At 41.8% G+C, this 22,005-nt stretch carries 18 protein-coding genes; 1 reads left to right on the plus strand and 17 read right to left on the minus strand.

The annotated features are described in order from the left end of the window. Positions 1-133 precede the first annotated feature (133 nt). From HPT25_RS07070 to HPT25_RS07150, 17 genes are all read right to left on the minus strand, one after another. On the minus strand, positions 134-841 hold the full coding sequence (locus HPT25_RS07070; protein WP_173061938.1) for an ABC transporter ATP-binding protein: 708 nt from the start codon (positions 839-841) through the stop codon (positions 134-136). Then, a complete protein-coding gene (locus HPT25_RS07075) occupies positions 841-1,620 on the minus strand; it encodes an ABC transporter ATP-binding protein (RefSeq protein WP_173061941.1) in 780 nt (259 codons plus the stop codon). Before HPT25_RS07075 ends, HPT25_RS07070 begins: the two co-directional genes overlap by 1 nt. Continuing rightward, the gene (locus HPT25_RS07080; protein ID WP_173061944.1) at positions 1,595-2,569 is read right to left on the minus strand and encodes a branched-chain amino acid ABC transporter permease; all 975 of its coding nucleotides are present in this window, start codon (positions 2,567-2,569) and stop codon (positions 1,595-1,597) included. Before HPT25_RS07080 ends, HPT25_RS07075 begins: the two co-directional genes overlap by 26 nt. A 15-nt stretch (positions 2,570-2,584) precedes the next feature. Then, complete coding sequence (locus tag HPT25_RS07085; protein ID WP_173061947.1) at positions 2,585-3,463, minus strand: branched-chain amino acid ABC transporter permease; 879 nt, start codon at positions 3,461-3,463, stop codon at positions 2,585-2,587. Positions 3,464-3,577: 114 nt separating this feature from the next. Further along, positions 3,578-4,765, minus strand: a complete 1,188-nt coding sequence (locus HPT25_RS07090) for an ABC transporter substrate-binding protein (protein WP_173061950.1) — start codon at positions 4,763-4,765, stop codon at positions 3,578-3,580. 307 nt (positions 4,766-5,072) lie between these two features. After that, positions 5,073-6,278: a niacin permease NiaP gene (locus tag HPT25_RS07095; RefSeq protein ID WP_173061953.1), complete on the minus strand. Its 1,206-nt coding sequence runs from the start codon at positions 6,276-6,278 to the stop codon at positions 5,073-5,075. Between the two features lie 258 nt (positions 6,279-6,536). After that, a complete protein-coding gene (locus HPT25_RS07100; RefSeq protein WP_173061956.1) occupies positions 6,537-8,288 on the minus strand; it encodes a metallophosphoesterase in 1,752 nt (583 codons plus the stop codon). Positions 8,289-8,439: 151 nt separating this feature from the next. Continuing rightward, positions 8,440-10,122 carry a polysaccharide deacetylase family protein gene (locus HPT25_RS07105; protein ID WP_173061959.1) on the minus strand — a complete coding sequence of 561 codons (1,683 nt, stop codon included), beginning with the start codon at positions 10,120-10,122 and terminating at the stop codon, positions 8,440-8,442. A 269-nt stretch (positions 10,123-10,391) separates the two neighbouring features. Further along, the gene (locus HPT25_RS07110; RefSeq protein WP_173061961.1) at positions 10,392-11,414 is read right to left on the minus strand and encodes an N-acetylmuramoyl-L-alanine amidase family protein; all 1,023 of its coding nucleotides are present in this window, start codon (positions 11,412-11,414) and stop codon (positions 10,392-10,394) included. 89 nt (positions 11,415-11,503) lie between these two features. Then, a complete protein-coding gene (locus tag HPT25_RS07115; RefSeq protein WP_173061965.1) occupies positions 11,504-12,157 on the minus strand; it encodes a hypothetical protein in 654 nt (217 codons plus the stop codon). Between the two features lie 133 nt (positions 12,158-12,290). Further along, on the minus strand, positions 12,291-14,150 hold the full coding sequence (locus tag HPT25_RS07120; protein ID WP_173061968.1) for an ABC transporter ATP-binding protein: 1,860 nt from the start codon (positions 14,148-14,150) through the stop codon (positions 12,291-12,293). Position 14,151: 1 nt separating this feature from the next. Next, entirely contained in the window at positions 14,152-15,876 is a 1,725-nt protein-coding gene (locus HPT25_RS07125; protein WP_173061971.1) for an ABC transporter ATP-binding protein, read from the minus strand. A gap of 256 nt (positions 15,877-16,132) precedes the next feature. Further along, positions 16,133-16,480 (minus strand): ASCH domain-containing protein, encoded by a 348-nt coding sequence (locus HPT25_RS07130; protein ID WP_376767973.1) that lies wholly within the window; start codon positions 16,478-16,480, stop codon positions 16,133-16,135. A 148-nt stretch (positions 16,481-16,628) separates the two neighbouring features. Beyond that, positions 16,629-17,426, minus strand: a complete 798-nt coding sequence (locus HPT25_RS07135) for an ABC transporter permease subunit (RefSeq protein ID WP_173061977.1) — start codon at positions 17,424-17,426, stop codon at positions 16,629-16,631. Positions 17,427-17,440: 14 nt separating this feature from the next. Then, positions 17,441-18,238, minus strand: a complete 798-nt coding sequence (locus HPT25_RS07140; RefSeq protein ID WP_173061980.1) for an ABC transporter permease subunit — start codon at positions 18,236-18,238, stop codon at positions 17,441-17,443. A gap of 6 nt (positions 18,239-18,244) precedes the next feature. Next, positions 18,245-19,126, minus strand: coding sequence for an ABC transporter ATP-binding protein (locus tag HPT25_RS07145; protein ID WP_173061983.1), 882 nt, complete (start codon positions 19,124-19,126; stop codon positions 18,245-18,247). Positions 19,127-19,149: 23 nt separating this feature from the next. Beyond that, positions 19,150-19,773, minus strand: coding sequence for a TetR/AcrR family transcriptional regulator (locus tag HPT25_RS07150; RefSeq protein ID WP_173061986.1), 624 nt, complete (start codon positions 19,771-19,773; stop codon positions 19,150-19,152). 185 nt (positions 19,774-19,958) lie between these two features. Here HPT25_RS07150 and HPT25_RS07155 point away from each other — a divergent pair, with 185 nt between their 5' ends. Then, positions 19,959-20,948, plus strand: coding sequence for a nuclease-related domain-containing protein (locus HPT25_RS07155; RefSeq protein ID WP_312857275.1), 990 nt, complete (start codon positions 19,959-19,961; stop codon positions 20,946-20,948). Positions 20,949-22,005 lie beyond the last annotated feature (1,057 nt).

Genomic DNA, 22,005 nt, shown 5'->3' on the forward strand with positions numbered 1-22,005 from the left:
GTCCTAATCGCAATTACATAAAATGATCCCATAGTTGTCACTCTATACATCTGTCATGATGGAAATTGTATTTGCTACCCCCACATCAGGATTAAATAAAAAAAGAGGATGCCGGTCATTCCGACATCCCTTCTTAATGGCCGCCAAGATAGGCTTTTCTAATTTGATCACTTTGACCCAATTCCTCTGCATTACCAGAAGCGACAATTTTACCTGTCTCAATAACATACGCGCGGTCAGCAATGGACAGGGCCATATTGGCATTTTGCTCTACCAGGAGGATGGTTGTCCCTGTATTATTGATTTCTTCAATAATCCGGAAAATCGTTTTTACTAGCAACGGTGCCAGACCCATAGAAGGTTCGTCCAGCAGCAGCAGCCGAGGGCGTGCCATCAACGCACGGCCCATTGCCAGCATCTGCTGCTCTCCCCCGGAAAGCGTACCTGATAGCTGCTTGCGACGCTCTAACAAACGTGGGAAAAGCTGATAAATCTTTTCAAAATCTTCCCGAATGCCCTTTTTATCCTTGCGCAAATAGGCACCCAATTCCAAATTTTCCTCAACCGTCATGTTGGCAAACACGCGGCGTCCTTCCGGAACCTGTGAAATTCCCCGCTTTACGATTGATTGCGGTACCTTGCCGGATATGTGCTCATTTTCAAACAAAATCTCGCCGCTCTTTGGCTTCTGTAAGCCCGAAATCGATTGCAACAGTGTACTTTTTCCAGCACCATTGGCTCCAATCAGCGTGACGATTTCTCCTTGATTGATTTCCAGGGAAACGCCCTTCAAGGCGTGGATATTCCCATAATAGACGTTCATATCATTTATTTTCAGCATTACGAGACCTCCTCGCCAAGATACGCTTCGATGACTTTTGGATTATTTCTGATTTGTTCCGGTGTACCGTTGGCAATTAATTGGCCGTGATCCAGTACATAAATCCGTTCACATACACCCATTACAAGCGACATATCATGCTCAATGAGAAGAATGGTTAGCTTAAACTTTTCACGAATTAAAGCAATTAAATCCATCAGTTCTGCTGTTTCCTGCGGATTCATTCCTGCAGCCGGCTCATCCAGCAGCAACAATTTAGGGTTAGCTGCCAGTGCCCGGGCGATTTCCAGGCGGCGCTGCTGTCCGTATGGCAGATTTTTTGCTTTCTCATTCATCGCCGTTTCAAGCTTGAAAATTTTCAAAAATTCAATGGCCTTTTCCTCCATTTCTTTCTCACCTGTAAAATGAGTCGGAAGGCGGAATATAGAGCTTAAAATAGAGTGCTTGGCGAGAGAATGGTAAGCAACCTTTACATTATCAAGCACCGAAAGCTCACTGAATAAGCGAATGTTTTGAAACGTACGGCTGATTCCCTTTTTTGTAATTTTATAAGGAGCCTGCCCATTTAATTTTTCGTCATCCAATGAGATGCTGCCTTCAGTAGGAACATATACACCTGTTAACAGGTTGAAAAAGGTCGTTTTCCCCGCACCGTTTGGGCCGATTAGACCGACAAGCTCGCCCTGATTTAATTCCATGTTCACATCTGATACAGCTTTTAAACCGCCAAAACGAATTCCAACTTGGTCTACTCTAAGCAACGGTTTGTTTGCTGTCATTTTGCACGCCTCCTTTTCCGGATTTGCCGACTTTAAAGAATGAGGTAATTTCTTTTGTTCCCAGCAATCCTTGCGGGCGGAACAGCATCATCACTATCAGCACAAGGCTGTAAATCAACATCCGAACTTCCGGATAATTGGAAAGAAAGGCAGAAATAATTGTCAAAAGAATCGCCGCAATAACCGCACCAGACATACTGCCTAAACCGCCAAGCACGACGAAAATTAAAATATCAAATGATTTCAAAAAGCCAAAGTTTGTCGGCTGGATAATATAAAAGTTATGAGCATATAGGGCTCCGGCAACACCTGCGAAGAAGGCCCCAATAACAAAGGCAATTACTTTATAAAAAGTCGTGTTGATTCCCATGGCGTCTGCAGCAATTTCATTCTCACGAATGGAGATGCAGGCCCGTCCGTGAGTTGAATTCGTAAAGTTCACAATGACGATGATGGTGATGACAACACAGGCATAAACCCACGGCCAGGTCACAAGGTGAGAGACGGTCATTCCGCTCGCACCGCCGACATAGTCAATATTTAAAAAGATAATCCGCATGATCTCTCCAAAGCCCAATGTGGCAATGGCTAAATAGTCCCCTCTAAGCCTTAGAGTAGGAATTCCAATGATTAAACCGGCAATCGCCGCTGCAACGCCAGCAACAAGTATGGCTACCGGGAACGGCATTCCCAATTTCATTGTCATGATGGCGGAAGCATAGGCACCGACAGCCAGAAAGCCGGCATGGCCAATGGAGAACTGCCCAGTAACGCCGATAATCAAATGAAGACTCACAGCAAGAATAATATTAATTCCGATCAGATAGAGTGTATTTGAATAGAAAGAGTCAAGGATTTCTCCACTGATCAAAAATTGAATAACTACTCCAACCACTACGGCCAAAACGATTGAAAGCCAAAAGCCCTTTGCATTTTTTACTAATCTCATCGCTTAAGCCACCCCCTAAACCTTTTCCTTAACATTCTTGCCAAACAGACCTGCCGGACGTAGAAGCAAGATCAAAATCAGAACGACAAAAGCCACACCATCACGCCAGAGCGAGAAGCCTGCCGCGCTGACAAGCGACTCAATTACACCAAGCAGCAAACCGCCTGTCATGGCTCCCGGAATGATTCCGATCCCGCCCAATACGGCCGCAACAAACGCCTTAAGACCTGGAATAATCCCCATTAACGGGTCAATCGTTGTATAGTACATTCCGAAAATAACTCCTGCAGCGCCGGCCAATGCTGAACCAATTGCAAACGTTGCTGAGATCGTATTATTGACGTTAATTCCCATTAATTTTGCTGCATCCATGTCATGGGATACAGCACGCATCGCTTTTCCTATTTTCGTTCGATGGACAATAAATTGAAGCAGGATCATCAGGATGATGGAAACGCCCAATATCAAAATGGATTGGCCGCTGATGACAACACCGAAAATCTTTAAGTCATGTAAAGGAACAGTGTTTGGATAGGCTTCAGGCTGTGCCCCGCGCAGATAAATCGTTCCGTATTCAATAAAGAGCGAAACACCAATCGCGGTGATTAATGCGGCGATCCTTGTAGCATTCCGTAGCGGTTTATAGGCAATCCGCTCTATTAACACGCCAAAGATCGCGCAAGCAGCCATGGAGATGAGCAGAGCGGGGAAAAATCCCAAATGGAAAATAGAGATACAATAAAAACCAATAAAGGCACCCACCATGAAGACGTCCCCATGGGCAAAATTAATTAATTTGACAATTCCGTATACCATTGTGTACCCAAGGGCAATCAGGGCATAGATACTGCCTAATGATATTCCATTGACAAGCTGTTGAATCAGTTGTTCCATGTCAGAAGCTCCTTCCGCAGAAATAGGAAAATGTCCCTAACTCCTAAAAATTGGAATAGGGAACACATTCATGCTCCCTATTCATGTTAACTACTATAAAATTTGGCCGCCGCCTTATTCAGGATTTACCTTTGTTTTGAATGTTTGTACACCGTCTTTGTACTCAAGGATTACGGCAGATTTAATTGGATCATGATTTTTGTCAAGCTTCATCACTCCAGTTACTAACTGTAGGCCATTTGTTTCAGCAAGAGCTTTTTGGATTTTCTGCGGATCACTGCTGCCTGCACGTTTAATCGCATCAGCAAGGAAGTAAACAGAGTCATAACCTAAAGCATTGAAGGCATCTGGAGATTTGCCATTGTATTTTGCTTGGAATGCTTTAACAAATGCTTGTACCTTTTGATCAGCGTCGCCAGAAGAATAGTGGTTCGTGATGAACGTATTGTTTAATGCAGACTTGCCGGCAAGTTGTACTAACGTTGGAGAATCCCAGCCGTCAGCCCCCATCATAGGCACGTTTAGCCCTAGCTCACGAGCTTGCTTCACAATTAATCCTACTTCTTGGTAATAACCAGGGATGAAGACAAATGCAGGATTTTGTGCTTTGATCCGTGTTAATTGAGCATGGAAATCCGTATCTTTTGCTACATAAGCTTCTTCAGAAACAACATCGCCGCCATCTTTCTTTAAGGAATCCTTGAAGGATGCAGCAAGACCTTTTGAGTAGTCGCTGGAGCTGTCAATTAGGATCGCAGCCTTTTTCACATTAAGTGTATTAGCAGCAAAGTTTGCAGCAACCGTACCTTGGAATGGGTCAATAAAACAAGTACGGAAGGCAAAGTCATTTAATTTACCATCTTTAACCGTTACTGTTGGGTTCGTTCCTGTTGGTGTGATGATCGGAACCTTGTTATCATGGGCAATTTGTACTTGAGCAAGTGTATCTGTACTTGTTGCCGCACCGATGATAGCCGATACTTTATCTTGGCTGATCAGCTTGATCGCACCGTTTGTCGCTTCAGAAGCATCCGATTTATTATCAACTGTTACGAGTTCTAGTTTTTTGCCGTTTACGCCATTTTTGTTGATTTCATCAAGAGCCAGGTCAATACCTTCTTTAATAGACTCTCCATATGATGCCACACCGCCGGATAACTCCAAGTTCGCACCAATTTTAATAGTGCCGCCTTTTCCTCCGCCATCTGCACTACCACTTGTGTTCGCACTGCCGCATCCTGCCATTACTCCTCCCGCCAGCATTAGCGAAGCGAACAGTCCTGCTACTTTTTTCTTCCTCATCAGATTTCCCCCTACTTTCTAAAATTTCCGTCTACTAATTATGTTACTGTTTAAAAAACATATAATATTCTGAAAACATTGTACAAAATAAATTTGGATAAGTCTAGTACTATTTCTTAATTATTTCAAAATAATTAAGAAAATAATAATTTTTCTGTTTTCCAAACACTTTTCGACTTTATTACTGTAAAAAGTAAAAGGTTTTATTTTTCATATAATAGATTCATATATCCATTTAATATTTTGTTTAAATAAAAATTTCACCTAAAAAAGGAGACCCCTAATTGGAATCTCCCCTTGTGAAATATTATTCTAATTCTTGTTTTTTTGTTTCTTTTCCTAAGATAAAAACAGCTGCTGCTCCAATGAACACCGAGATACAGAAGATCGTAAAAATGGTGGAAATCGGAATTTTCTGAGCTGCCAGATAACCCACTAATAACGGCCCCAGAACACCGCCGATTCGCCCGAAGGCAGCCGCCATTCCCGTGCCGGTGCCGCGGATCTTAGTAGGATACTGTTCAGGTGTATATGCATAAAGCCCGCCCCATGCTCCCAAGTTAAAAAAGGACAGTAATATACCGGATGTCATTAACAGTCCAATAGAAGAAGCAGTACCAAAGAAATAAGCACATAGAGCTGTTCCTATTAAGTACACAACTAAAACAAATTTCCTCCCGACTCTTTCGATCAGCCAGGCAGCGGTAAAATAGCCAGGCAGCTGTGCAAGCGTCATAATCAGGACATATTGAAAGCTTTTTATCAGGCTGAATCCCTTCATCACCATCACGCTTGGCAGCCATAAGAACATTCCATAGTAAGAAAACACCACACAGAACCAAACCACCCAAAGCATAATGGTTTGTCTGCTATATTCCCTTGACCATAATTTTGCAAGGTTGCTAAAGACAGACACCTTTTCCTGCCCTTTAAGTGCTGTATAGCGCGGAGAATCAGGCAAGCCCACCCGTAAATATAAGGTAAAAAAGGCTGGGATGGCACTGATCAGCAAAGCGGTCTGCCAACCAAATTTCGGTATCACAAAGTACGAAATGATGGCAGATGCCAGCCAGCCGACTGCCCAAAAGCTTTCAAGCAAAACAACGGTTCTGCCCCGATTTTCAACCGGAACGCTTTCTGAGACAAGTGTAGAGGCAACTGGCAGTTCTCCGCCAAGCCCCATTCCAACGATAAATCGAATCGTTAAAAAGATGGAGAGTGTAGTGGAAAAGGCAGATGCGCCGCTTCCAAGTGAAAATAATAATAAGGTAATTATAAAAACATTTTTCCTGCCGACTTTATCCGCCATTAAGCCAAAAAGCAGTGCACCGACAGCCATCCCAATGGAGTTAATACTGCCAATCCAGCCCATCTGTCCCGGCGTTAACCCCCAATGTTCCTTTAAGGCTGCAATGATAAATGAAAGCATTCCTACATCCATTGCATCAAAAAGCCAGCCGGTTCCGGCAACTGCCAGCAGTTTTCCACCCGTTATTTCTTTTTTATTATTCAAGTGAATCCCCCTATGCTGTTGAAATTTATTTACATTATTCCCCAAAAATCTTTCATTAAGATACAAAGAAGAAATGAATGAAGCAACTTGTATTTTAGCAGTTGTCTTTACACTTGTCATTAGCAAGTTTAGTGAGCTAATTGATATCTTCCCTAGGGGCAGAGTTTGCATCTCCTAGACAAAAGTAGCTTTGTTCATGAAGCGGCCCCCAATTGTAAAAAAAGAGAGTGCATTTTACGCACTCTCTTACACTAAAGATCATCGAATCCATACTCCATCGCTGCCGATTTTGCAGTTTCCGATTTTCGTATTAACGGCCATTTTTCCACTGGAATAAAAGTAATACCATTTATTAACGATCAACTTCCATCCTGTCTGCATCACACCGCTGCTATTCAGATAATACGAGCTGCCGCTATCATGCAGCCAGCCACTTTGCATCGCACCTGAACTTTTCAAAAAGTACCAGCGTTGGCCGACTATTACCCAGCCTATTTTCATCGCGCCATTTTGATCAAGATAATACCAGCTGCCGTTGTCTTTGGCCCAGCCAGTTTTCATCGCGCCATCCGTACCGAGTAAATACCATTTACCATTCACATTTACCCAGCCGGTCTGCATCATCCCGTATTTATTAAAGTAATACCATTTATCTTTGTCCAATAACCAGCCAGTTACCTTTTGCCCTGTTCGTTCATCATAATAAAAATAAATAGTTCCAGCCTTCACCCAGCCTTTAGACAGGTCTGTCTTCAAACCGACAAAGATGGAATTGGCTGATTCGTTGTTCCACGCATCAACGGCTGAAATTTCCAATGAATAATTAGTATTTGCACTTAAATTCGATAGATTCGCCGTATATGGAGAAGCACTTGGGCTTTCCCAGTATTTGTTATAGACCGTCTGCAGCACTTTCCCGTTTTGCTTGATAACATATTTATCAACCATTGTGTTATCTGTTGCTGCCGGCCAGGAAATTGAAGCGGTTGTGGCGGTAACGCCCGTTACAGTAGCCTGGGCATCAGCTGGGAAAGACGGCTTTTCCGTATCATCGATTGTTTTCCTAAATGGAATCGGTATCGAATATTGATTGACCCACGAATGGTTGCTAAATTCCCTCGCTTTGATTTCCACATGATCATCATACACATTTACTAACAGCCCCTGCGAAAATTCCATCGGAGCATTGCCACCTTCATACAACATATACGCAACTGCACCCGTGCTCACCATCGTAAATCCATCCTGATAGACAGAGCGTGGATGATTTAGCAAGTAATGCAAATGTCCCGTGAAAAGAATGGCCTGCGGATATTGCTGGAGAATGGATTTCAATCTTCCTGTCAGCAGCTGGCTTCCCCATTCCTCACTGCCATACACCGTGTTAGCAATTGGTTCATGGATGAATACGAATATCGGCTTATTTGGATTTGCATCCTGCTTTAATGTATTTTCCAGCCATTGATATTGTTGATCCGACAAAACCGTATAATCTTCTGGGGCCGTCGCACTCGAAACCTCACTGCTTAACACGATAAAATGATAATTTTCTTGGTTAGACCCTTTGATCCACTTATCATAGTAAAGGCCATCTGCCCCCGTTTCCGTAACAAAACGGTCAATCAACATCTGATCCGAATTCTGTGAATTTGCATAGGTTCCTTTATAAAACTCATGATTTCCCATCACCAAAAGTTTGGCTGCATCGGGAACGGTATTGGCGTCAAAAATACGTTTAAAAATCTCATACTGTGTCTCTGTTCCGTAATCTGTTAAATCCCCATCAACGACAATCGCCTGATAGTGGGGAGCAATCTGCAAATAATCCTGTAAGGCATTTGTAAAATGTTCCTGCCGTACCGGAAGATTTTCATTTATATGCACATCACTGATAATAGGAACTTGCAAATTAGGTTCAGGGCTGCTAGTGTTCGTTTCAGCAGCCCATACATGCTTTTGAAAAAGCTGAAAAGAAACAGCCACAAGAAAAATGACGATCAGTTTTTTCACAACTCATCTACTCCTTTTCATAATCTGCGGATCTATATAGGTGAGGAGATTTTATTCACTCATTTTACATTCATCTATTATCAATAATAGCACACTATCAATCTTATTAATTAAAATAGGAATATATTAAAATAGGAAATTCATAGAAACTCTAATGACTAACTAAATTCTCAAATTCTTGTAAACTAGTAGATTGATAGATTCCAAAACGATTTAATTGCAGCAAATCATCGCTTGGATTGACATATCCTTTGCGTGTAGTAAACGCAGATACAAATCCCAATTCCTTCAGCATTTGCATAGTTGAAGCATTATATTGTCCAAATGGATAGGCAAAAGAATGAGCGTTTAAAATATTTTTGCTGATTAAAATATCATTTTTCACGACATCGTAAGGTTGAGTAATCACATCCGATTTTCCATCGATCAAATTATGCATTCCATTTGTATGTGATTGAAAATCAAATACGTCACTCATGGCTTTTATGTCTTGTGTAGAAAGGGATTGCAGTTTGAGCGGATCAAACGATTGTCCGATTGGTTCATCACCATTTCGATTTGTAATATCAAAGTCCGTTGCTTTCATGCCATACTGCTGCAATATGGGATAAGCATTTTGTTTAACAGATAAAAGACCATCATCAAAAGTAATCACAACAGATTTAACTGGTAATGTAATGTTTCCTTGCACAAACTTTTCTAAATCTGTTGTTAGAATTGGCTCATATCCCTGCTGATACAAATAATCCATCTCTGATTTAAATTGCTCGGTAGTAATCGTTGTACTAACACCTTCCCAGTTGCCTAAATCCTTTGCATCTAAAATATGGTGATACATTAAGACAGCAATCCCTTTATCCGCCTTAACATTTGATTCGTGGATATAGCCTAAGCGGCCTCCGAAATCAACCATGTACCAGCTGCTTACTTTCCCGATGATCGGATAGCGGTGATTATTGTTTAGAACGGCAAATGGTGTGAACTTTCCGCCTGTATGGTCATAAATAGGTTCATTGTTTTGTAATGGAATAATCGATTGATTGATCGAATCAGCGGTATCATCATTCATAAAATCTTTATCGCTTGTTTCTTGGACATCTATCTTTTTAACATAAGCATAGGTATTACTCCATTTAACTTGTATAAGATCCTCAGAATATTGGTCATTAACGACTGCTATTTCCTGCCCTTTCAGCAATTTCCCTATTTCATCAAGACTTCCCCTTCGATTATCAAACAAAGGAGTATCGACTGTCGCTTTTATAAATTTTTGATTCGGATTTTCCGGCGGAACAGGAGCAGGATCTGGAACTGGGGGATTCTCTTTTTTCCCCTCCATCACAGTCGAATAATGAACATAACCAATACGGCCATCAACATCTACGGCATACCAATTCCCCATTTTATAAAGAATAGGATAAGATTGTCCCATTTTAATAGTAGCAAACTGCATTAATTCCCCGGTCGAATTATCGTATACAGGAGCGTTTTTAACGGCATTGATCATGGTTGCTGTGTTTTTATATTTTGTATTGGCATTTTTATAGGGAACAGACACGGTGGGTGTTGTTTGGCCTTTGTAAACATAGCCCTTGTACCCGCCATAATCAATTTGAAGCCAATTTCCTCCATCACTTTTCGCTTTAAACGCCTGTCCTTTTGTTAATTCCCCTACTTCCACGAGTGAACCCGTACGATTATCATAAATCGGCAATGAATCTGGTAATACGGTAAAGTAGGACATCGTATCAGCGTGAATAATATTTGGCTCTGCAGTCATTAAGGAGCAGGCGAGAACCATTCCAGATACTATTTTAGAAAATTTGTATTTCATGATTTCTCCTTTTTCTTATGTACTTTGAGAGAAAATAGAGGACTCTACTATTTTATTTTAATTCTTAGCAGTGGCGGCTTTGTCGTCTGCCATTGTTGAAAGATAGCATAAAAAATCCCTCTTGCGTGAACAGGATAGGCTTCATTCCTACCTGTCCACACAAAAGGGATCATATCATAAAAGTTACTATTTTTTCCATTACTTTTTGTTTTCCTAGTAAACTGACAACACGGCTAAGCCTCAACCGAGCCGGCTTCTATGTGAAAACCTTATTTAATCCGAGCTCCGTCTTTTCCAACTTTATAAGAGTCAATTTTCGCATTGACTGCCATATGGCCATCATTGTAAAGGAAGTAGTATTTGTTCTGTACTTTAATCCAGCCAGTTTTCATTGAACCGCTGGCGTCAAAATAAAACCATTTGTTAGATACTTTTACCCAGCCCGACTTCATGGCTCCACTCGAATCCATATAGTACCATTTGTTGGCCACTTTTACCCAACCTGTAGTCATAGCACCTTTGGCATTTAAATAATACCATTTACCGCTGGATTTGACCCATCCGGTTTTCATCACTCCGTTATCATCAAAGAAATACCATTTGCCAGCATCCTTGAACCAGCCTGTTTGGAAATCACCATACTCATCAAAGAAAGTCCATTTGTTTCCTACTGTTTTCCAACCTTTTGTTTTTACCGTTAGTGTAACAGGGGAGTTATTCCCTGATTGATCTGCTAAAAATCCGGTTAGGACAAATGGTGAATCTGGTTCATTATCACTTTCCGGATCTAAAATCGCTTGATCCATCTCCGCTGCCATTGGGATCAATTGAGTTTTTAAATCATCAATTGTTAAATTAGAAGTATCCTCTCCAGCGGTGTTAGTTGAACCCATTTCCTTATCCACTCTTTGTGCCCATGCAGAAAGTTTAGTAGAGTCTAAAACAGCTTGTTTATTCACGAAATGGATGTCATAGTCATCTTTTGTTAAATGAGAAGCTGCCAGCTGACTATAATCAAAATTCGGCGGCAATACAGAAAGCGTATCAGCATTGTCTGATGTTAATACAATCTTTTGAATAGCTTGGCTGGCGTAATCAGAATCGCCTACTAAATCCAGGTAGAACTTGTTATCTCCTGTGTTCACAGCATTAATAGTTTTACCATTTTCTAAAACAAATGAAATACTTGAAAGCTTAACAGTATTATTTTCTGCAGCATGTGATAGGCTCGCAGGAAGCACTGTCATCAAGAAAATGAACAAAAAGCTTCCAAGTGCAATAATTCTTTTCAATTTAATCCCCCTCGTTTTGGTTAATACTTGTTTATAATAACCTAGATTATTAATCTAGGAAACTTCCAATTATACCATATTAATCATTCTTAGTTTAAATAGGCTAATGCCTTTGCTAAAATCGTTTGGCTTGTCTGTTTTTTTACCTCTAAATAGTGATCTTTAATTGGCTGTGCTTCTCCCGCGCTATATCCGGACTTTTCCAAATCATGTACTAAGGCATTGAATATAGTATTGAAGGATGCATCAATATTGGTCTCTACCATACGAGCTGCATGACCATATTTCGCATAAAAATAAAAGTAGGAAATGTCCTCGCCTTTTGCCTTCTTTTCTTTGTATTCCGCAGCAGCTGATACTAGCAGACTGTCTAACTTACTATTCGCCTCGTTTTCCAAATCCAGAAAGGACGGCTGATATTTTGTGATAATGGCAGCATCTGTAATCTTTTGAAAAGCATGTGAAGCTGTGCTATCTTTATTTAGCACTGCTGATTTCCCTTTTTTCAAAGCGGGTTCAGTGTTGGTACTTGCCATAATTGGAGTCACTTTATTTCCAGTTTGGTTTGGTTCCTTTTTGATGTTTGAATCAGGTAATTTAATTTTGACACCACTTTTAACTATTTTCTCTACTTTCGGATCAGCCGTATTGTACTGTTTTACATTGAGAAGATAATAAAGGGTTCCTCCCACTCCTGCCACTAGCAAAACAATGCTGACGAGGAATACTTTCCACTTCATCATACTCTTTCCACCTTTGTTATGTCAGTAAAATGCTCCTCTCTACATTATCATAGATTGTCAACGCCGAAATCCTATTATTATTTCCAATAAAACGGATAGAAAGCTCCGCTTTTACAGAAGCAGAGCTTTCCTATTAAGCATTTTCAACATTTTTAAACTGGTTATAAAACATTTGATAGTATCTTCCTCCGGCCGCCATTAGTTCATCATGACCGCCATTTTCCAAAATCTGCCCTTGATCAATGACCATAATCGTATCCGCATCACGGATGGTGTTCAAGCGATGCGCAATAATGAAGCTAGTGCGATTTTCCATCAAGGCGAGTAATGCTTTTTGTATATGAAGCTCTGTCCGGGTGTCAATGCTGCTGGTGGCTTCATCCAAAATCAAAATAGACGGTTTCGATAAAATCACCCGCGTAATCGCAAGCAACTGACGTTCCCCTTGGCTTAAATTGCCGCCATTTTCTGATAGCACCGATTCATATTGCTTCGGCAAACGTTTAATAAAATTGTCCGCACCCGACATTCGCGCCGCCTCCCGGACCTCTTCATCGGTCGCATCGGGCTTGCCGTATTTAATATTTTCCTTAATCGTTCCCGTAAATAAAAACGTATCCTGAAGGACAAAACCAAATGTGCGCCTCAGGGAATCCCTTGTATAATCGCGGATATCCCGGCCATCCAGCAGAATTCTTCCGCCGGTTACATCATAAAATCTCGTCAGCAGATTCACAACCGTCGTTTTACCGGCGCCTGTCGGCCCAACCAGTGCATTGCTGGAGCCAATTTCCGCCTCGAAGCTAATATTTTTCAAAATCGGGACATCCTGTCGATAGCCGAAGCTGACATTCTCAAACACGACATGCCCTTTTGGATTTTCCAGTTTCAATGCATGCGGCGGATCTTCAGACTCCTCTTGTTCGTCCATGATTTCAAATACCCGTTCAGCACCGGCAACGCCGGACTGCAGAACGTTAAAAATATTAGCCAGATCATTTAACGGACGGACGAATTGTCTCGAGTAGGTAATAAAGCTGGCAATCGCCCCGACCGTCACAATATTCTTGACTGCAAGGACCCCGCCGACAACTGCCACGACCGCAAATCCCAAGTTATTAATCACGTTCATAATCGGCATCAAAAATCCCGACCATACTTGTGCCTTAAGGCCGACCTCACGAAGCCCCTCATTTAGCTTATCAAATTCTTCAATCACTTTATCCTCATGATTAAAAGCTTTCACCACATCAATTCCGGAAATTGTTTCTTCAATGTGCCCATTTAATTTGCCAAGCTGGTCCTGCTGCCCCTTAAATAACACACTCGTCCTTTTGGCAATAGTCCGTGTTAGCAGGAAAACAAGCGGGACGGTAATTATACTGGCCAGCGTCAATAGCGGGCTTAAAATCAGCATCATCACAAATGAACCAACAATGATAATCAATCCGGACATCAGCTGGGTGGTTGATTGCGACACCGTTGTACTCACATTATCCACATCATTTGACAGACGGCTCATCATATCGCCATGTGTTCGAATATCAAAAAAGGCAATGGGAAGCTTTTGTAGTTTGGCAAACAGGGAATCCCTTAGACTTTTCACAATCCGCTGGGCCACACCCGCCATCAGCCACCCTTGCAGAAATGTCAGCACGCCATCACCAATATAAGAACTGGCCAGCACAACAATCATGATTTCCAGAAGATTAAAGTCCACTTTTCCATGATTTAAGCTCATGGAATCAACCGCTTTTCCAATAAGGTACGGATTCATCAGCATGAGAGCAGAGTCCACTAAAATGGAGACAAAGATAAAAGCAAGCATTTTTCGCTCTTTTCCAAAATAAGTCCAAAGCCGTCTTAATGTCCCTTTAAAGTTCTTCGGTTTTACTACGGGACCGCGAAACCTGTTAGCTCCCGCTGGCATACCGCCTGGTCTCATTGGAGGAGGGACAGGCGGATTGTTCTGTTGCCCCACATTGTTCGCCATGTTATTGCACCTCCTTGCCCATTTGCGAGCGATAGATTTCCTGATAGACTTGGCAATCATTCATAAGTGTATGATGGGTGCCGACTCCAACAATTTCGCCATGATCAAGGACGACAATTTTATCCGCATCAATAACCGAGGTAATCCGCTGGGCAATGAGCAAGCAAGTTAGCCCCTTGGCATAGGTTTTTAACGCTTGCTTAATTTTGGCCTCAGTCGTGACATCCACCGCACTAGTGCTGTCATCCAGTATCAAAATCTCAGGCTGTTTCACCAGTGCCCGCGCAATGGAAATCCGCTGCTTTTGGCCGCCGGAAAAATTTACGCCGCCTTGGCCAATCCTAGTATGAAAGCCTTCCGGCGCCGCAGATATAAAATCATGCGCTCCAGCCATTTGGGCAGCTTCGACTAATTCAGCCTCACTTGCATCCTCTTTCCCCCAACGAATATTTTCCGCTACACTTCCTGTGAACAAAATATTTTTTTGCGGGACAATGGCAATCTTTTCGCGCAGTACTTTCGGGTTGATTTGCTTTATATCTTCCCCATCAACTTTAATCGTGCCGCTTGCTACATCGTAAAAACGGGGAACAAGCCCAACGAGAGTACTCTTTCCCGACCCGGTGGAACCGATAATGCCCACCGTTTCACCAGGAAGAACCGTGAGATTGATATTTTTCAATACCGGCTCACCGGATGCCTCATATGCAAATGTGACATTTTCAAAATCAATTCTTCCTTTTTCCTGGCTTGTGGCAAATGACTCGCGATTCCAAGTAATCGAATCTTCCTGCATGAACACTTCCCCGATTCGGCTTGCCGATGCTCTCGCTCTGACATACATGTTAAACACCATGGAAATCATCATGAGCGACATAGAAATCTGGGTCATATAGTTGATAAACGCAATGATATGACCGACTTGAATATCTCCGGAATGAACACCCAGACCGCCGATCCACAGAACCACGACAATCCCCAGGTTCACCGTCAGCATAATCGCCGGACTAAAAATGGACATTAGCCGGTTCGCGGCAATAGACTGATTTTTAAAGTGCTCATTGGTCTTCGTGAACTTCTCCACCTCAACATCAAAGCGATTAAATGCCTTCACGACGCGGACACCTGATAAGTATTCACGCATCACGCCATTTACCCCGTCCAGCGCCTTTTGCACCTTAGCAAAACGCGGCAATCCCAGCCGCATGTTAATGACGATTAGCAGCGCAATGATCGGCACCACCACCGCAAGAACAACCGATAGACGAAGATTCAGCCGTGTGGCCATCACCAGACCGCCAATCGCCAAAAGCGGTGATTTAACGAAGATGCGCATCAGCCCGTTCACAAACACTTGAACCTGCGTTACATCGTTCGTCAGCCTCGTAATTAACGAGGCGCGGTCAAACTTATCTAAATTTTTAAAGGAAAGAGTTTGAATTTTTTTAAACAAATCAAAGCGTAATTCAGTGCCAAAATTCTGTGACACGGTACTAGCCAGGACACTTCTTGTTCCAGCACTCACTGCACCAAAGGCCGTGATTAGAAGCATCAGCCCGCCCATTTGCAGCACATAATGGATATCCTTATGGGAGACACCTTTATCAATAATTTTTGCCATAATCGTGGGTTGCAGCAAATCACAAATCGCCTCAAAGGTGAGGAATAACACCGCAACGCAAAAAGTCACCCTATACTTTTTTATATACTTCGAAAAAAACTTCATTCATGTCTCACCTCGGTTGGCGCCTATTTTCATACTGTCATTATAGGATTGCCTGCCTTTATAAAACAAATAATTGACCCGTTCTAATCAATTTATAATTTTTCAGAAAGATGTGGATTTTTGGGGGATGGCAGCCTCTTACAGAGAGATTATGTGCAGTAATGATTGATTATTTAACTGTTAAGTCAGCCCTTCCTCCATAAATGCCCTACAACGAAAAGAGGTCCATATTTTTCATATGGACCAAATTACCTGGTTATTGTTGTTCAACTGGACGGAATTCGTGAACCCACACTCTCATTTGCGGCAGCCATGGCATACCTGGGTGCATGGAAAGAATGGATTGTTTGTATTCTTCTACATTGTTGAAGCCCTCGCGGCGCGCATCATCATCAGTCAGCTCGCCCAGGCTTTGTGAATACACCTTTTCCACAACAAACTGGCGGCCTTCAAGTGTCATGATTTCACCAGGGTCAGCATATCTTCCGTTGCGGCGAGTGGCAGTTTTTTGCCCTGCAAGCACCTTTTGAATATCTTCCTCCACAGTGATTAATCTTTCAATAGAACATGTTTTTGGCGGCAATGCCGTACCTTGATTTTCCATTGTCATTTTATCTCCTCCTAGAACTTCCTCAAATAATATTAACATTATCTTTATGTTTATTAAAAAAATCAAGTAAACCGTTTTCGAATTTTACACTATCTTCCATCTTTTTTTTACGGCAGCAAAATGGCTGGATCAAATCCGGCCTTTACACACGCAAATCTCTTTTTTGATAGGAGACATAAGTGACAATCACCAAAACTGCAATCACTACTAGCGATAACCCGACGTTGACCGCGTCGAGGCTGCCGTCAGCCAATACTTTTTTTGCCTCGAAATACTTAAATGGCGTGAGATATTTTAATAGTGTGATGTTCTTATTGAGATCAATCGCAATCGATAACATATACATAACTAGCAAAATGGCCGTTCCCAATGCGCCGGCGCGCTTTGGCCTTTTTCCCGCCGCCGCAATGCCCGTTCCAAGCCCCAAAAACATCAGCTGCACCATGAGCATGCCTGCCAGCAGCAAATAGACATCATTTAGCGATTCACCGTGCTTCATGTAATGATTGACCATTGCAAGGGAAAGAATCAGCGTCACAAGATTAAAGATGACGATATTCACTAGTCCTGCTAACAATTTAGCTGTAACAATCTGCATCCTAGAAATCGGCTTTGCCATCAAAAACTCTGCCGTATGATCCTGCTCTTCCTTGGCAATGATATTGGCCCCAAGCATAAGGGCGTGGATGGCCGCCATCATTAATAAGTAGATAAATAGCATCCCGTAAAAACCTGTTGATGTCGATAAATTCAAGGAATCCATTCCCAAAATGGCTTGTAGTGATTTGGGCATTTGCCCAATCAGTTCATTAATGGATTGCCCGGTAGATTGATACGCACTATACTTGGCCATACCAGAGACCACCATGAACAAGATCCCCAAACACCAGATGATTAACGCTTTCCGGTTTGCCTTTATTTCCCGCCAAAATAAATTCACAGCTCCGCACCTCCTTACACAGCATGAATGTCTTTTTTAGAATAAATTAAATAGCTGACAGTAACGGCTGCCATAATAAATAAAATCTCAATGATAACGTAAGTTGTTTCATAGCTATTATGTTTCATGATATAAGTAGTATCGTAATATTTGAATGGTGTCACATAGCGAATGGCCTTCTCGCCAATCACAGAGCCAAGCATATTCAAGACAAAAAACCCAAAAACAGTGCCGAGCGAAACCGACAAAACCGATTTTATTTTTGGCAAGGTGACCGAAATCAAGATACCCAATGCCAGAAACAGGCATTCAACCCAAAACGCCGTTAGTGAAATCAGTAAAAACGCCGTCATATCAAATGTTTTGCCGCTTACAGCTTTTACCGTAATGATCGCAGCAGCGATAAAAACAACATTCGACAGCACTAGCGAAGTAAAGGCTGACAACAGCTTGGCTGTGACAATTTGAACTCGGGTAATCGGCTTTGTTAATAAAAAGTCTGCCGTTTTTTCACGAACTTCTTTTGATAAAATCGAGGTCCCCAGATTCATAGCTTGAATCGCTCCGCACAACACGACATACGTAAAAACATATGAGTAAAATCCTAACAGAGATGTGATCGAATTAATGGAAACTCCCAATACTTTACGAACACCCTCCGGATAATTTTCCAGTACCTTTTTAAACCCCTCGGCATCCTTTGTAATTGAAGGAAACAGGGCCATGAAAAAAATCACCACAGCAACCAATGAAAGAGTCCAAATAATCGTAGACTTCCGATTTGCCTTTAATTCATGAAGAAAAATATTCATCGCTTATTACTCCTTTTCGTAATAATGCATAAAGATTTCCTCAAGATCCGGCTCTTCAATCCACAGGTTGACTAGCTCGAGCTGTGCCAATTTCGCCAATATTAAATTAATATTACCGCTATAGAGGAAGCTCGTGATATGATTCTTCACTTCGATATTTTGAACGCCCTCCATCTTGAAATAACTTTGGTCGAGCGGCACTTTCGTCTCCAGCTTAAATCGTTTATGGTTATTATCCTTCAGAATGCTGATCTTCTCTACCTTTACCAGCTGACCTTCTTTAATGATCGCCACACGGTCACACATTTTCTGAACCTCGCTCAGGATATGCGAGGAAAATAGAATCGTTGTCCCTTTTTTATTTTCTTCTTTTAATAGTTCAAAAAACTTCTGCTGCATCAGTGGATCCAGACCGCTCGTCGGCTCATCCAAAATAATTAATTTGGGTTCGTGGAGCAAACCCTGGACGATGCCCACCTTTTTCTTATTCCCGAAAGACAGATCGTCGATTTTTTTATGAAGGTCAAGATCGAGCATTTCCGCCAATTGGCTGATTCGCTTGCTGCAATCTTTTTTATAAAAACTAGCGGAATACTTTAGGAGATCCTTCACTTTCATATTGTCATAATAAAAAACTTCTGAAGGTAAATAACCAATTTCCTTTTTGATTTCTGGCCCGTATTTCACCGTATCTTTACCAAAGATCGTTGCACTGCCACTGGTCGGATAAATCAGCGATAACAGTGTTCGGATCGTGGTTGACTTCCCTGCACCGTTCGGGCCGATAAACCCGAATATTTCTCCTTCTTCCACATTAAAGCTGATGTTTGTAATCCCTCTTGCTGTTCCATAAGTTTTGGTCAAATTTTTTATTTCAATAACATTCATGGTTCAGCCTCCCTTTTTTGATTTCACTTATAAAAGGCCTTTATTAAAATTCCAGAGTATTCTTCAGCTATTTGTTGCATTCGTTGATAATCCATCTCGTGCCCAGGTGACAGTTTTACCTTCTGAAGCTCCTCTTCACTGACTTTTTCAAATGTCCAGGTGATTATTTTTAAGACTTTTTGAATGTCCATATCATCTCTGAACTTGGAAATATCGATGCCTTCGTAAATCTTGCCAAAATTAATATCATTCATTTCCTTTATTCTTTTTTCCAGCTCTGCCTTCACTTCCTCAGAATCCTCAAAATAGGTTTCCTCTAGAAATTTAAAAGCTTCCGGATATTGGTTTAATAAATCCATTTTGATACGGACACCTTGACTGATCCTTTTGAAAAAGTCTGTTTCAGACAGATCAATTTTTTGATAAAAATCCGCGGAAATCATTTCGCAAAAATAATCAAACAAAAACAAATACATTTTCTTTTTATTACCGAAATAATGAAACAAAAGCCCCTTTGAAATATCCGCCTCCTTGACCATTTCATTTGTCGAAGCCTTATCGTAGCCTTTCTGAGCAAATTCCTTTATTGCTGCATTCATTATTCGATCCTGCTTTTCCTTATCCAAGTTGAGAAATTTCGAAAACATACTGGCAGCCCCTTTCTAAAAACCATTGACCACATCAGTCAACATCATTGTATTCCTGTTGACCCGTTCGGTCAATAGCGTTCAGGAATTATTTTTTACAAAAATATGAAATCTATCGTTAGTTTTTGAAGGATGTGCTACGATGCAGGTTGAAAGTGATCATTTGGAGGTGGTTCAACATTAGTGTGAAAGACAGAGACTTATCATTGAATCTTGAAGGGTTAATTGCCGCTCAAAGCCGATTGTCCGCCGGCAATCCCATCTTGCCTGTATTAGCTGCAAAGCAATCATCAACAGAAGCGGGCATTAGTGGAGAGGAAAGGGTGGCGGAAGTGTTGCGAAAATCTACATTTCCTTTTGAACTCCACACGTTTCACGATTTATCACCCAGAGCAGAGGAAAAATTCCAAACAGATACGTTTTGTTTTACCCCCTGGTATGGTGTTGTTTTTGAAGTAAAAAATATAGCAGGCCTGCTGGAGTTCAAGGAAAATCCCCCGCAATTAATCCGCACTTTAGAGGACGGCCATAAGGATGGCTATGAAAGTCCCGTGGTGCAATTGGAACGGAACCGTGAATTTTTGTCCTCCTGGTTTAAAAGCCGAAAAATCTATCTCCCTATTTACGGCGCAGTGGTGCTGGCTTATCCAAAGCAAATAGTGAAACTCCCCCCAGCAAAAACAAAAATACTATTTCCCAACTTGATTCCCTCATTTATCAAAGATCTCCCACAACAAGCGAAAAAATTGGATATAGAAACTTTCCAAAGGATTTCCAAAGAACTGCTTAACAGCCACGAACGTTATATTCCAAAACCGATATGCGAATCATATAGGCTTTCTTCCAGTGACTTTAAGCCTGGCGTCAGGTGTTTGACATGCGGCAAAATCGGGATGATTAAGCTGCCACGAACATGGCATTGCCCGTTTTGCAAGGGCCACGAACACCTCGCCCACCAAAGAACGCTGCTGGAGTGGTTTTTGATTTTTAAAAGGAGTATCACGAATAGGGAGTGCCGGGAGTTTTTAGGAGTGGATGTCCATACTGCCACCAGAATATTACAAAGTATGAATTTACAAAGTACTGGAAAATTCCGTAACCAGGCTTATAGTATGACTCACGAAAACATACCAGCGGTAAGTATTACTGGTGTTTCAAGCCATTCACAAAGCTAAGTTAAGATGAATTTTCATTTGAGGGGGTAAGGGGCGGGGAGATTATTCCGTGAGTTTTGGCTGCTTATCCGAGAGTTTCTACCGGGTATCCGAGAGTTTTCTTCTCCCATCCGAGAGTTAATTTTCCTTTCGAGAGTTTTGGCTGCTTATCCGAGAGGTTCTACCGGGTATCCGAGAGTTTTCTTCTCCCATCCGAGAGTTAATTTTCCTTTCGAGAGTTTTGGCTGCCTATCCGAGAGTTTCTACCGGGTATCCGAGAGTTAATTTCCTTTCGAGAGTTTTGGCTGCTTATCCGAGAATTTCTACCGGGTATCCGAGAGTTAATTTTCCTTTCGAGAGTTTTGGCTGCTTATCCGAGAGTTTCTACCGGGTATCTGAGAGTTTTCTCCTCCCATCCGAGAATTAATTTTCCTTTCGAGAGTTTTAGTAGCTGATCCGAGAGTTTCTACCGGTTATCCGAGAGTTTTCTCCCCCCATCCGAGAATTAATTTTCCTTTCGAGAGTTTTGGCTGATTATCCGAGAGTTTCTACCGATTATCCGAGAGTTTTCTCCTCCCATCCGAGAGTTAATTTCCTTTGGAGAGTTTTGGCTGCTTATCCGAGAGTTTCTACCGGGTATCCGAGAGTTTTCTTCTCCCATCCGAGAGTTAATTTTCCTTTCGAGAGTTTTGGCTGCTTATCCGAGAGTTTCTACCGGGTATCCGAGAGTTTTCTCCTCCTATCCGAGAATTAATTTTCCTTTCGAGAGTTTTGGCTGCTTATCCGAGAGTTTCTACCGGTTATCTGAGAGTTTTCTTCTCCCATCCGAGAGTTAATTTTCCTTTCGAGAGTTTTGGCTGCTTATCCGAGAGTTTCTACCGGGTATCCGAGAGTTTTCTCCTCCTATCCGAGAATTAATTTTCCTTTCGAGAGTTTTGGCTGCTTATCCGAGAGTTTCTACCGGTTATCCGAGAGTTTTCTCCCCCCATCCGAGAGTTAATTTTCCTTTCGAGAGTTTTGGCTGATTATCCGAGAGGTTCTACCGGTCATCCGAGAGTTTTCTCCCCCCATCCGAGAG

This window comes from Neobacillus endophyticus, from assembly GCF_013248975.1.
Classification (GTDB): domain Bacteria; phylum Bacillota; class Bacilli; order Bacillales; family Cytobacillaceae; genus Neobacillus; species Neobacillus endophyticus.

What these genes read in the sequence shown, in the direction of transcription:
- HPT25_RS07070 (WP_173061938.1), bottom strand. Translation starts at nt 841, where the DNA reads ATGCTGAAAATAAATGATATGAACGTCTATTATGGGAATATCCACGCC.
- HPT25_RS07075 (WP_173061941.1), bottom strand. Translation starts at nt 1,620, where the DNA reads ATGACAGCAAACAAACCGTTGCTTAGAGTAGACCAAGTTGGAATTCGT.
- HPT25_RS07080 (WP_173061944.1), bottom strand. Translation starts at nt 2,569, where the DNA reads ATGAGATTAGTAAAAAATGCAAAGGGCTTTTGGCTTTCAATCGTTTTG.
- HPT25_RS07085 (WP_173061947.1), bottom strand. Translation starts at nt 3,463, where the DNA reads ATGGAACAACTGATTCAACAGCTTGTCAATGGAATATCATTAGGCAGT.
- HPT25_RS07090 (WP_173061950.1), bottom strand. Translation starts at nt 4,765, where the DNA reads ATGAGGAAGAAAAAAGTAGCAGGACTGTTCGCTTCGCTAATGCTGGCG.
- HPT25_RS07105 (WP_173061959.1), bottom strand. Translation starts at nt 10,122, where the DNA reads ATGAAATACAAATTTTCTAAAATAGTATCTGGAATGGTTCTCGCCTGC.
- HPT25_RS07115 (WP_173061965.1), bottom strand. Translation starts at nt 12,157, where the DNA reads ATGATGAAGTGGAAAGTATTCCTCGTCAGCATTGTTTTGCTAGTGGCA.
- HPT25_RS07120 (WP_173061968.1), bottom strand. Translation starts at nt 14,150, where the DNA reads ATGGCGAACAATGTGGGGCAACAGAACAATCCGCCTGTCCCTCCTCCA.
- HPT25_RS07125 (WP_173061971.1), bottom strand. Translation starts at nt 15,876, where the DNA reads ATGAAGTTTTTTTCGAAGTATATAAAAAAGTATAGGGTGACTTTTTGC.
- HPT25_RS07130 (WP_376767973.1), bottom strand. Translation starts at nt 16,480, where the DNA reads ATGGAAAATCAAGGTACGGCATTGCCGCCAAAAACATGTTCTATTGAA.
- HPT25_RS07140 (WP_173061980.1), bottom strand. Translation starts at nt 18,238, where the DNA reads ATGAATATTTTTCTTCATGAATTAAAGGCAAATCGGAAGTCTACGATT.
- HPT25_RS07145 (WP_173061983.1), bottom strand. Translation starts at nt 19,126, where the DNA reads ATGAATGTTATTGAAATAAAAAATTTGACCAAAACTTATGGAACAGCA.
- HPT25_RS07150 (WP_173061986.1), bottom strand. Translation starts at nt 19,773, where the DNA reads ATGTTTTCGAAATTTCTCAACTTGGATAAGGAAAAGCAGGATCGAATA.